Genomic DNA, 12,577 nt, shown 5'->3' with positions numbered 1-12,577 from the left:
GTTTACATGACTATTTGGACTAATATAATGATAGTCTCCCTTTTCCATTCCTAATAATTCAAGCGCACGATTGGCAATGACTTCATTTGCATTCATGTTCATTGAAGTACCTGCTCCGCCTTGGATTGGATCTACGATAAAATGATCATGCCATTTTCCATCGAGAATTTCTTGAGCAGCTTCTGCGATCGCGCCGCCCTTGTTCAATTCCAATCTTCCTACATCTGTATTCGCAAGCGCTGCAGCTTTTTTGACAACTGCGAACGCTCTAATTAAACCTTCATGGATTTTGTATCCTGTAATTGGGAAATTTTCAACTGCACGCATTGTTTGTACGCCATAGTATGCATAGTTTGGTACTTCTTTTTCACCTAAAAAATCTTTTTCAATTCGAACACCATTTTTAACTTCAGTTAATGTTGCCATGATTATTCACTCCTTAACGATTTCTTATGCTGCTTTTGTTTCTTTGACTGTTTCTACATATTGTTTTGCTTTCTCATTATCGAATTCGCCTTCCCACTTCGACATAACAATGGCCGCTAATGCATTTCCTAATACATTGACAGATGAGCGAATCATATCTAAAATGCGGTCAATTCCCGCAATTAACGCGATACCTTCTAGTGGTAGCCCCATTGAACCTAACGTTGCTAATACAACAACGAACGATGCACCTGGAACTCCCGCCATACCTTTGGATGTTAACATGAGAACGAATAATAACGTTATTTGCTCTGTCAGTGACATGTGCACACCGTACATTTGTGCAACAAATAATGCCGCTAACGCTTGATAAATAGCCGATCCAGTCAAGTTAAATGTATAACCTGTCGGAATTACGAAAGAGGCAACTGCCTTTGGACAACCGAACTCTTCCATCTTTCTCATTATATTAGGTAAAACAGCTTCTGAACTTGCTGTCGTAAATGAAAGAATAAGTTCTTCTTTTAAAATTTTCATTAATGTAAAAATGTTTACGCCAACCATTCTTGCATTAATACCTAATACAATCACAACGAATAGTATAACAGTTACGTATACAGCTAGCACTAGTTTTCCTAAAGGAAGTAGTGTTGCTACACCAAATTTTGCAACCGTAACCGCAATTAATGCGAATACACCAAATGGTGCAAATTTCATCACTTGATTTGTAACCCAAAACATCGCTTCGAGTACACCTTCAAAGAAGTTAAAAACAGGCTTTCCTTTTTCTCCAATTGCTGCGACTCCTAAACCGAATAATACTGAGAAGAAAATAATCGGTAATAAGTCACCTTGTGCAATCGATTCAAATACGTTTTTCGGTACGATATGAACAATCGTCTCAGCGAATCCTTGCTTCTCTGTAGCATCTGCTGTTTGTTTATAAGAAGAAATGTCACTTTGCTGTAAGTTATTCATATCAACGCCAGTACCTGGCTGGAATATATTCGCCGCGAGTAACCCCATTAAAATAGCGATCGTTGTAATGATTTCGAAATAAAGAATTGTCTTCCCGCCTAATTTCCCAAGCTTCTTCATATCGCCTACACCGGCTACCGCAACAATTAATGCTGAAATAACAATTGGTACTACAATCATTTTAATTAAGTGAATAAATATATCCCCAATTGGTGTGATATAAGAAATCGCCGTTTTATTGCCATAAAAGACTGCCCCTACTACAATCCCTAAAACAAGCGCGACAAAAATTTGTGTCGCCAATCCGAATTTTTTCATTTATGTTCATCCCCTTCATGCGAACGCTTTCAATTTGAATTTATAAAAGCTACTCACACATCTTATAAGCGAACCTACAAAATCATACAAAAACCTACAAGTTCGTCACAAAAAATTCAAATATTTTTCTTCTTTTTTTCATTGACACCATTTTGTTAAAAAACGATAAAATAAACTTGATAAGCAATCAGATTATTGCGTATAATCAAAAAGATATATACTTACAACAAATCAAAATGAAAAGGAGTGGATGTTATGAAAAACTATACAAAGCAATTCGTTCTATCTTCTTCTTTTCTTTTTCATTTTCTTAAAAAGGAACAAAGGCATTCGCCTTTGTTCCTTTTTTGTTGCGATCTATATAGGGGGAATTGTTATGAGACCATATAAACGTGTTTTAATTAAATTAAGCGGCGGTGCACTTGCCGATCAAACTGGAAATAGCTTTAACTCCAAACGATTAGAACATATCGCAAACGAAATTTTATCCATTGTTGATTTAGGTATAGAAGTATCCATCGTCATCGGTGGCGGTAACATTTTTAGGGGGCATCTAGCTGAAGAATGGGGAATCGATCGCGTAGAAGCTGATAATATCGGTACGTTAGGTACAATCATTAACAGCTTAATGCTTCGCGGTGTTTTAACAAGTAAAACAAATAGAGAAGTACGCGTTATGACTTCCATTCCATTTAATGCTGTAGCTGAACCATATATTCGCTTGCGTGCAGTCCACCATTTAGATAACGGGTATATCGTTATTTTTGGAGGTGGTAACGGGCAACCATTTGTTACGACAGATTATCCAAGTGTTCAAAGGGCCATTGAAATGAATAGTGACGCAATATTAGTCGCAAAACAAGGAGTAGATGGCGTCTTTACAAGTGATCCAAAGCATAATAAATCAGCAAAAATGTACAGCAAACTAAACTATAATGATGTTGTTAGACAAAATATACAAGTCATGGATCAAGCGGCATTACTGCTTGCCCGGGACTATAATTTACCAGCACATGTCTTTAACTTTGATGAGCCTGGTGTCATGAAGAAAATATGTTTAGGCGAACATGTGGGGACGTTGATTAATGATGATGTTACGATGCTGGTGCATGAAAAATAATGATTTCCCACCAAAAAAGGGTGCCTTTTGTAGGCACCCTTTCCTAATTCATCATCACAAATAGAAGTCAACCAATCCCGCCACTTTCTCCTTACAACGCTCCCAAAAAGATAACTTCTCAAAAAACTCTTTCGTCATTTCTTTCGAATCATGAAAATCCTCTGCTAACGTCTTATTAACTTGTCCTACAATAGGACCACCATAAATATAAAAATTCATTTCATCATTTATATTGAAGCTACGCGAAGTAAAGTTTGTTGTACCAATAACGGTTAATTCATTATCAATAAGCATTAATTTACCATGGAACATTCCTTTTTTATACCCATATACAGTAATCCCATTATTAACAGCTTGACGTATGTATGGATACGCCGCTTCTTTTATAAGAGGTAGATCTGGTTTATATGACCAAAGTATTTTTACTGTAACACCACGCTTTTGTGCTGCGATTAAAGCATTCATGGATTCTTTATTTTTCGCTATAAAATACGGCGTTGCAATTACAATGGAGTGCTGAGCTTGTTTTATAAGATCTATATATTTTTCAGCGACGTGATGCCCATTATAACTAACCATAGTATGTAATGTATTCCCTTTACTAGCTTTATTCGTACTTCTCTTTATATCTTCTTTCGTATCTCGTTTCCAATCTAAAGCAAATTGTTCCTCTAAATCTTTTGCACCTTCTCCTTTTATCCGTACATGATAGTCTCTCCAGTACCCAAAGTGTTTATCTTTCCCTAAGTACTCATCCCCTATATTAAAACCACCTGTATAACCAATCTCTCCATCAATCGTTGTAATGCGGCGATGATTACGATGATGAAGGGAATAAAACCCGAATGGTAATTCCTGTTTTCTACTATATGTAAAATGCACACCATTTTTCTGTAATTCTTTTTTCATCTTTCTTTCAAATGATAAATCGTTAAGTAAATCGACAGATAAATATACGTTTACTCCTTCTCTTGCCTTTTCTTTTAATAAGTTCAAAAAAGTATGACTGCTTTTATCATCCGATAAAATAAAAAAATAAGTGTAAATAGATTGTTTCGCTTCTTTTATATCAGTAAATAACCGTTTATAAAATGACTTTCCTTCTACATATAATTGAAAATCACTATAATGAGGTGCATACTCTGTTGGCATGTTTTTCCCAGTTTCCATTTTCCTACCTAAATTAACATCAATATGCATACAAATTAAAATAAAAGCGAAAATAGCAATAATAATAGAAGTAATTCGTAATATTTTTTTAATCATTTTGATTTCCTTTCGCTCATTTTTCTTTCCATCCTTCTATTTTGGCATTCAAATCCAGATTTCATGCTTCATACAAAAAAGGATGTGACTTAACGTCACACCCTTTTCATATTAAACAAAGTTTCTCGCATCATTATTTCTTCCAAACTTATAAATAGCAATTAAGAAGAATGCTACCGCAAAGGCGAATAAGATTAAAATGTTTACATACAACTCTGAAAATGGAATTCCTTGCTGTAGTTTTGCTATCGTGTCTAGCAACCAACGTTGCGGAAGGAAATCAGCTACTTTTTGTACCGCTTTTGGCATAATGTCATATGGAAAATAACATCCGGCAAGTAAACAAGTTGGTACAATGACCAGATTTTGCATCGTATTTGCCGATGCTGAGTTTTTCGAAAAAGCGACAAGGACTAACGATATTCCAATCGCTATTAAAGCAAATAGCATGAGTACGCCAATCATCACTATGAAAGGCATATTGATATTCGTATGAAAAACATTCGTTAGGAATAGGGTTGTAATTAGAATTTGTACTGTTAGCATCATCATATTTACTCCGACATTAGATAATATAAATCTCTTCCCATCTATCGGTGTTGATAAGAGTCTAAAGTACGTTCTATTTTCTTTTTCTTTTAAAATAGAACCTGATAAGTTCGCTGCTGAAAACAGCATAAACATAATAAGGTAACCCATCGTTTGATTTGTCATATCTTTATTTTTCGAAGTATCTTCTAGCGTTGCAGTTTTCATCTTAAATGCACTTTTTTGATAGCCTGCGTACATAGTATCAAATGTACTTTGATCTGTTCCTGCTACTTTACTAATAGCTACTACATTATCAATATAGTTATATAAATATGATTTTATAAATGCTGTTACTTGATCACCTTTAATCGATGCAATTTCAATATGATCTGGTTTCCCTTCTCGAACACTTTTTGAAAAACCAGAATGTAATGTAATAACTCCATCAAGTTTTTTGGAAGTGAGTTTATCTTCTACTTCCGACTCCTTAACCTTACTCACTTTCACATGATTTAATCCTTCTAAAAACTTTATCGTATCATTTGCTATCGGCTCATTTTCCTTATTTACAATCCCGATATTTAACGTGCCTTGCCCCGCATTTCCGTATATCGAAAAAGAGATGAGTGTTCCGATTATCGGTAAACTAATAATAATGAATAACCCTTTTTTATTTTTCAAAAGGACAGATAGCGTTTTTTGTATGAGCCATAAAATATCTTTCATACTATAGCCCCTCCCGTCTACGTAATGCAATAATTGCAATTAATAAAAAGAGTGCTGAAATCCCAAGATTTAAACATATTACTGGCAGTACCGCTCCTACATCGTTTGCATAAATAATTTTCATGACAGCTGTGTTTGCCCACGTTAATGGTGATAAGTTCGTAATGAAATTTTCTTCTACTACGAAGTATGCACCACCAAAAATAGAAGCTAACTGTATAACAACAAGAATAATTGCTCTCGATGATTCAGCTGTTTTCGTAATATACCCGATCCCTAAACCAAAGCTAATTGCTAGAAAGACTTGTGTTAATAAAATAATAAATATGATTCCAAGGTGGTCGCCCCAATTCGCTTGAAATACAAATTTACTAAATAACATGACAAGTAATACGCAAAGGGCGTTTGCTACTAGGCTACCAAGTACTTTTCCAATGAATATTTCAGCTTTACTTATAGGTGCAGCAATGAGACGATCTCCTGTTTTACGTATTCGTTCTCCTCGAATTAAAGAACTCGCTCCCATCGCAGCATATAGTGCAATCATCGTTGTCATTACAACCGCATAGTAATCCATAGAACCTGGTTTTTTCGCAGCTTGTAAAGATGTTTCTTTTATATAATCATTATGATTTCCGTTTGAAATAACCGTACTAACCTTAGTAGGATCTACTTTTACAACTTCGACCGCTACATTGTACTTATCAACAAATGTTGTAAGCATTCCTTCCACAATACTTCCCTCAATACTACTTTTGTCACTCCCATAAAATTTTGCACCATCTTTATTTAACTCTACATAAACAGCATATTTATTTTGCTTCACTTCTTCTTTCCCATCTATACTGCCAGAAGCTTTTTTAAAATGAACACCTGATTTATCCACTTCTTTCGTAAATGCTTCAAATGATTGAGAAAACGTGTTACTCGCTTCATCTTTATATAGAACTTGTATATCTTTAATCGATTGACTATCGCTATTAAATGCATTACTTAAAGCTGTTCCTAACACAAGCATAAGCACAATCGGAAATGCTAACATAAAAACTAAAGTTCTTACGTCTCTGAAATCTCTTTTAATATGCATAATTGCAATATTGAAGATGTTCAATTGATGAACCTCCCTTTACCTTTTCTTCATTTACTTTTTATTTATCTCGTAAGTTTCTTCCCGTCAATGTAAGGAATACTGTTTCTAAGTTGGGAGCCTGCTCCTCTAATGAACGAATTTCAATATCATGATTGATACAGTGTTGAATAATTTTATTTAAATTATTTAATCCCGCATCAGAATTCACTTTAATTACGTTTTCTTCAATTTGAACTGCTTTCACACCGTTTATCTCTTTTAATTTTTCTACATCTAAATTCTCTACCGATTTCACTTCAATCCAAATATCTTTCGTGTCAGTAATAATTGCTTTTAACTGTTCTTTCGTACCTTCTGCAATTACTTTACCATGATCTACTATCGCTATTTTCGTACAAATCTCTTCTACCTCTTCCATGTAGTGACTCGTATAAATAATTGTACTTCCCATTTCATTTAATTTGCGTACTGACTGCAAAATGTAGTTTCTTGACTGTGGATCAATTCCAACTGTCGGCTCATCCATAATAATTAACTTCGGTCTATGAGCAATTGCACAAGCGATATTCAGTCTTCGCTTCATCCCACCAGAAAAGTTCTTCGGATAGCTTTTCTGTTTATCACTAAGTCCTACAAATTGAAGAGCTTCCTCTACCCTAGCTTTTAATTCGGCTCCTCGTAATCCGTACAATCCAGCAAAGAATTTCACATTTTCATAGGCAGTTAACTCTTCATAAATCGCAATATCTTGCGGAACAATACCGATATTCATTTTCGCAAATCGATTATGTTTCTTTATATTTTTTCCTAGTATGCTAATCTCACCTTCATTACTTCTTAACAAACCAGCAATCATATTTATCGTTGTACTCTTACCAGCACCATTTGATCCTAAAAAGCCAAATATTTCTCCTTCTTTAATAGATAAAGACATATTATCAACTGCGATGAAATCACCAAATTTTTTCGTTAAATTTTTAATTTCTAATGTATTCATCATTTTCACCCCTATTTCGGTTTCTCTGCTTTTAGTATAAACAAAAAGAATGAACCTGCTCAGTGCAGAAGTTCATTCTTTTCACATGAGAATATTCACTTTTTTCATATGAGATGGTTCATCCTCGTACCATTCTCTTTATATTGGCAACAACATCGTTACTGAAAAACCACTTGTCCCATCTACAATAATTTTTCCGTTTACAGACGCCGTTCGCTCCTCCATCCCCATAATACCGAGACCTTTTTTAACAAGAGCTACCCCTTTTCCGTTATCCTTCACTTGCACCTTAACCATCTTGTTAAGCACATGAATATCTATAGAAATAACTGTCGCATCAGCATATTTCATTGCATTTGTTAGTGCTTCTGTAACATTCTCACCGATAATTTTCCACTGAATGGGAGAAATCATATCTAAGTTCCCTTTGTATACAAAAGGAATATTCACATCATTCTTACCGGTAAATTCCTCTATGAATAATTTCATACGATGAATGCCAATTTGCTCAGTTGGAGGCTTCATATTTTTTAATGTAATGCGAATACTTTCAATTCCATCTTTTGAAATGTTAATTGCATTTTGTAATAACTCCGCAGATTTTTCTTTATCTATTTCCATTAACCTCTTTGCTGCTTCCATTTGAATTAGCGCCCCTGTCATTGAGTGGCCAATTTTATCATGAATTTCTTGTGACAACCGATTTCTCTCTTCTAATTTAAATGTGTACTCTGATTGCTTTATGTACTCTTTATTTTCATGTAAGCTTTTCGTCAGCCGCTGCATATCTTTTCGCATCTTATCATTTTGCGATTCAAGCTTTACTACACGCGATATATATCGCTCTGCAATAGTTAAAACGAGAAAAGAAAATGCAACAATTAATCCATAAGTCATTCGAATACTTTCATCTGCAATCGTAATTGGGAGCATCATAACAACAAAGCGTGGCCAATTCTTTTCTATGTAATGGAATGTAATTTCGTATAAGTTCAAAGGTAAAAACAAAATAAAAAATGGATGAACCCTCCATGTAAATAACATAATTATGCCAATTGACATACAGATTAATAATTTTTTATACGTATCTTTTTTAAATATAGAAATCATTACGTTTACAGAGAGGTAAATAAGTAAAGTAAATATAACCCAAGGTAAATTTACTACATTTGCGTAAATATAACTAAACACAATATATAAAAAGACAATTAATTTACTTACAGTTAGCCAAAATTCCATATCACTAATCTACTTTCCCTGTTAAGTAATAAATCGCAATTTGTGTGCGATGTTCAAGTCCAGTTTTCCCTAAAACTGACGTAATATAATTTGCAATTGTTCCTTCAGATATAAAAAGCTGTTTCGAAATTTCTTTATTCGAGAAACCTTTTGCAATTAATGCGATAATACTAAGCTCCCTTTCTGTGAAAAGGCTCTTATCAATTTTACATTCTTCCTCTTTACTTTCCATTAAATTAGACTTAATTTTATCGAGGACAACATCTTGCATAACAGTTTGACCGTTATATACTCCTTTTATCGCATCACGAATACGCTCCGGATCGTTATTTTTTAACAAATAACCTTTGGCTCCGTTTTTTACTGCATCCAAAATATATTCATCATCATCAAACGTCGTTAAAATAAGCGGTTTTGTTTTCGTCTCTTCACAAATGAACTTCGTCGCCTCTACCCCGTTCATATTTGGCATACGAACATCTAAAAGAGCAATATCAACTTCATGCTTTTTACAATATGCTACAGCTTCTTCCCCATCATTTACAGTATCTACCACTTCGAACTCTTCGTATGTATTTAAAATAATTTTCATGCCCTCTCTAATAAAAGAGTTATCATCCGCTATTAATATTTTAATTTTCATGTTTGTTAGTATGGCCCTTCCCCTACTAACATTCACATCCTTTCTTCCCGTAACATTTCCTACTTGCTCATTATATACTTCTCTTTACCATTTTTTCACACCTTTTTTCATCTAGCTCTCCTGCAAAAAATATATTATTCTTTTTTTACAATATGTGTAGGATGACTTATCATTCTTTACGTCTATATAATAGAATGCGTCAAAAAGGAGGGAGAGACCCATTGAGGAAAAACAATTAATTGAAAAAGCACAGCAAGGAAGCGAACATGCTTTTCGTGTCCTTGTGCAAACATATCGTCACTATATTTTCCAAGTTATCTTTTCTATTTTAAGACATGAAGAAGATGCGAAAGATGTTACACAAGAAGTATTCGTAAAAATTCACGCCTCTCTCCCAAATTATCAATTTCGCGGATTAAAAACATGGATGACTCGTATTGCCACCAATCACGCTATTGATTATAAGAGAAAGAAAGCTAGAGAAAACGAAGAACTCTCCTTATGTAAAGAAACTGAGGAAAATATACAGTCCTCTCATAATATTGAGGCTTTATTATTGACGAAAGAGCAAAAATTACTCATTGCTCAAAAACTGAGAGAACTTCCCGAAAATTATCGTGACGTCGTTCTCTCACATTACTTAGAAGAAAAAAGCTATCAAGAAATTGCTTTACAGGAAAATATCGAAGTGAAAACAGTCGAAATGAAACTGTATCGGGCAAGAAAATGGATTAAAAAACATTGGAAGGAGGAAGAGTTTCTATGACACATTATTCAAAAGAAGATTGGCGCAATTATACTCTAGATTTTATAGAAAGCAATGAACGTGAATCTATGGAAGAACACCTTTATGAATGTGATCATTGTTTAGCACTTTATATGGAAAGTATCGATGAACAACAGGAAAACCTTCCAATGATAAATGATGATTCATTTACGAACGAAGTTATAACGCAAATTGATTTTGAAACGCTACAGCCTAACGAAAATATAAAAACAAACTCACTAAAGCGCACCATTATTCACTACATAATTGCGACTGCGGCTACAATTATTTTTATGGTAAGTGGTTTATTCCAATATATTTTTACAGCGACATCAAATTTCGAGAAATCTTCAAAACATAACGAGTCTTCTATCTCACAACAAATTGTAAACAAATCGGTAGACACACCAAAAAAGGACGGAGGTTCAAAGCATGAATAAAAACCCCTTTTTAGCACTTGTATTAGGGCTAATTCCTGGGCTTGGACATTTATACTTAAAAAAGCTAGGACGGTTTATTTTATATAGCGGAGGATCTTTATTTCTATTCCCCTTTGCAGTATTTTGTACCATAGTAGTAAGAGAACGTGATATTGCTTTTCTTTCTCTATTTTTACTAGCTGTTCTATGGGTAATTAACTTACTAGATTTAGTTATCACCATTATAAAACAAACGAAAAAACAAGAAGCTGGAGAATTGATAAATTCCTCTAAAGAGAGCGAACGATTTTATATCATTCTCCTATCCATCATCCCTGGACTTGGCCATTTCCAATTAGGACTTATGCAACGTGGCCTTACATTTTTAGTAGCTTGTACAGGAATCGGAAGTATGATTATTTTCGTTGCACTTTTAACATCTCAAGAAAGTTTCCTTATCTTTCTCATGACGTTACCTGTTTTATGGATTTATAATTTCTTCGATGTTGTTCAGCAGCTCCAGAAAAAAGAACGGGGTGAGCAATTAGTTGACCGTACTATTTTCGAAGATTTTGAAGAACATCGTGAACAAGGAAAGAAAAGTAAAACATTCGCTTCTATTTTAGCAATGTTCCCTGGAGCAGGACATATGTATTTAGGCTTACAGCGCCGTGGTCTTCAGCTTATGGCAGCCTTTTTACTTTCCATATATTTACTCGACTTATTAAGACTTTCAGCGTTTTTATTTTTAGTACCAATCATTTGGTTCTATAGCTTTTTTGACGCTTTACAGCAAACCACAAAATACGGAAAAGAACGAGTTCAAGACGAACCCATTATCGATTATTTTATAAATCATCAAAGATGGATCGGTATCGGATTAATTACACTCGGTGGTTATTATTTATTAAATCAAACAGTCCTTCCTATTTTGGACAATTATTTTGCAACTATATTTAATATTCATCTTAGTGAACTATATTATCGCTATTTCCAAACATCTATCGTTGCGCTCCTTTTAATTGGCGGCGGCTTTAAATTATTACTTGGAAATAAAGAAAACAAAGGTGGGACAAGCGAATGAGGACTTGGCGTGTTGGAACATTCTCAATGGGGCTTTCTATTATATCGTTAGGATGCTTTTTACTATTTTCAGTCATAAAAGGAATTCAAGTATTAGATACACTAACTGCATGGTGGCCAGTTTTACTTATCATACTTGGAGCCGAAGTTTTACTATACCTTCTATTTTCTAAGAAGGAACAATCATTTATTAAATATGATATTTTTAGTATTTTCTTTATCGGCGTTTTAGGAAGCGTCGGAATTGCTTTTTACTGTTTATTATCAACTGGATTACTAGAAGAAGTTCGTCACTCTATTAACACAACGAGGCAAACGAGTAATATTCCAGACGGACAATTTGATATACCTGAATCTATCAAAAAAATCGTAGTAGATGCAGGGCATCAGCCTCTAACGGTAGAGGGAAATAATACAAATCAAATTCATCTTTTGGGAACTTATGAAATGACGACGAAAGCAAATGAAAAACTCAATTTAAAACGAGATGATTTCCTTTCAGTTCAAACGGCTGGAGAAACGATGTATATCACTTTAAAATCATTACCTGTTCAGCATACGTTATTTAATTCAGCACCACAGGTGAAACCAACGCTTGTTCTTCCACAAAATAAAAATGTGGAAATCCGTGCTTCAAATAACGAACTATCTCTTTATCCAGGTCAATTACAAAATAATTGGTTTGTACAAGAAAGCTCGAGAGTGTCTGTCCATCTTGCAAAAGAGAGTGATGTATCTTTAACAGCAGTAACGAATCAAAAAGAAACACACGGAAGCTTACCTTGGGAACAAGTAGAAAATTTAACGAAAAACGAAAATACTTCTTCAGAAGAACATCCAGAATTAAACAACCAAGAACATTGGTATAAAAATTCGATTAAAACTGGAAATGGGACGTACAAGTTAAATATTGAGAAAGCTTATAATTTGAATATGAGTGTTATTGAAAAATAAAAAAACCTTCCGCAATTGCGG

General features: G+C 34.2%; 13 protein-coding genes. 5 read left to right on the top strand and 8 right to left on the bottom strand.

Annotation, left to right across the window (positions count from 1 at the left end):
* Together MR136_RS27665 and MR136_RS27660 are read right to left on the bottom strand one after the other, a co-directional pair.
* Window positions 1-426 (bottom strand): lyase family protein (locus tag MR136_RS27665; protein WP_242259701.1); only part of this gene is annotated, 426 nt, incomplete at its 3' end.
* A gap of 24 nt (window positions 427-450) precedes the next feature.
* The gene (locus MR136_RS27660) at window positions 451-1,722 is read right to left on the bottom strand and encodes a cation:dicarboxylate symporter family transporter (protein WP_000713289.1); all 1,272 of its coding nucleotides are present in this window, start codon (window positions 1,720-1,722) and stop codon (window positions 451-453) included.
* 376 nt (window positions 1,723-2,098) lie between these two features.
* Between MR136_RS27660 and pyrH the strand changes: the two genes are divergently transcribed.
* Window positions 2,099-2,842 (top strand): UMP kinase, encoded by a 744-nt coding sequence (gene pyrH / locus MR136_RS27655; RefSeq protein ID WP_001248059.1) that lies wholly within the window; start codon window positions 2,099-2,101, stop codon window positions 2,840-2,842.
* 54 nt (window positions 2,843-2,896) lie between these two features.
* Here pyrH and MR136_RS27650 read toward each other — a convergent pair whose 3' ends face one another.
* The 6 genes from MR136_RS27650 to MR136_RS27625 form a co-directional block, all read right to left on the bottom strand.
* Window positions 2,897-4,108, bottom strand: coding sequence for a phospholipase D-like domain-containing protein (locus tag MR136_RS27650; protein ID WP_000591890.1), 1,212 nt, complete (start codon window positions 4,106-4,108; stop codon window positions 2,897-2,899).
* Between the two features lie 111 nt (window positions 4,109-4,219).
* Window positions 4,220-5,365: an ABC transporter permease gene (locus MR136_RS27645; RefSeq protein WP_061457018.1), complete on the bottom strand. Its 1,146-nt coding sequence runs from the start codon at window positions 5,363-5,365 to the stop codon at window positions 4,220-4,222.
* 1 nt (window position 5,366) lies between these two features.
* Complete coding sequence (locus MR136_RS27640) at window positions 5,367-6,476, bottom strand: ABC transporter permease (protein ID WP_061457017.1); 1,110 nt, start codon at window positions 6,474-6,476, stop codon at window positions 5,367-5,369.
* Window positions 6,477-6,513: 37 nt separating this feature from the next.
* The gene (locus MR136_RS27635) at window positions 6,514-7,452 is read right to left on the bottom strand and encodes an ABC transporter ATP-binding protein (protein WP_001093818.1); all 939 of its coding nucleotides are present in this window, start codon (window positions 7,450-7,452) and stop codon (window positions 6,514-6,516) included.
* Window positions 7,453-7,590: 138 nt separating this feature from the next.
* Window positions 7,591-8,691, bottom strand: coding sequence for a sensor histidine kinase (locus tag MR136_RS27630; RefSeq protein WP_017673969.1), 1,101 nt, complete (start codon window positions 8,689-8,691; stop codon window positions 7,591-7,593).
* 4 nt (window positions 8,692-8,695) lie between these two features.
* A complete protein-coding gene (locus MR136_RS27625) occupies window positions 8,696-9,334 on the bottom strand; it encodes a response regulator transcription factor (protein WP_000694093.1) in 639 nt (212 codons plus the stop codon).
* Window positions 9,335-9,617: 283 nt separating this feature from the next.
* Here MR136_RS27625 and MR136_RS27620 point away from each other — a divergent pair, with 283 nt between their 5' ends.
* Genes MR136_RS27620 through exsE form a run of 4 tightly spaced genes read left to right on the top strand, consistent with a single transcriptional unit; the run spans window position 9,618 to window position 12,556 of the window.
* On the top strand, window positions 9,618-10,100 hold the full coding sequence (locus tag MR136_RS27620) for an RNA polymerase sigma factor (RefSeq protein ID WP_017673970.1): 483 nt from the start codon (window positions 9,618-9,620) through the stop codon (window positions 10,098-10,100).
* Entirely contained in the window at window positions 10,097-10,540 is a 444-nt protein-coding gene (locus MR136_RS27615) for a hypothetical protein (protein WP_017673971.1), read from the top strand. Before MR136_RS27620 ends, MR136_RS27615 begins: the two co-directional genes overlap by 4 nt.
* Window positions 10,533-11,603 carry a hypothetical protein gene (locus tag MR136_RS27610; RefSeq protein WP_242259700.1) on the top strand — a complete coding sequence of 357 codons (1,071 nt, stop codon included), beginning with the start codon at window positions 10,533-10,535 and terminating at the stop codon, window positions 11,601-11,603. Before MR136_RS27615 ends, MR136_RS27610 begins: the two co-directional genes overlap by 8 nt.
* Window positions 11,600-12,556: an exosporium protein ExsE gene (exsE, locus tag MR136_RS27605; protein ID WP_017673974.1), complete on the top strand. Its 957-nt coding sequence runs from the start codon at window positions 11,600-11,602 to the stop codon at window positions 12,554-12,556. Before MR136_RS27610 ends, exsE begins: the two co-directional genes overlap by 4 nt.
* The last annotated feature ends 21 nt before the right edge of the window (window positions 12,557-12,577 follow it).

Source organism: Bacillus cereus group sp. BfR-BA-01311 (genome assembly GCF_022664295.1).
GTDB classification, from domain to species: Bacteria; Bacillota; Bacilli; order Bacillales; family Bacillaceae_G; genus Bacillus_A; species Bacillus_A cereus.
The sequence above is the reverse complement of the archived record's forward strand: the minus strand, read 5'-3'. Positions and strand labels throughout refer to the sequence as shown.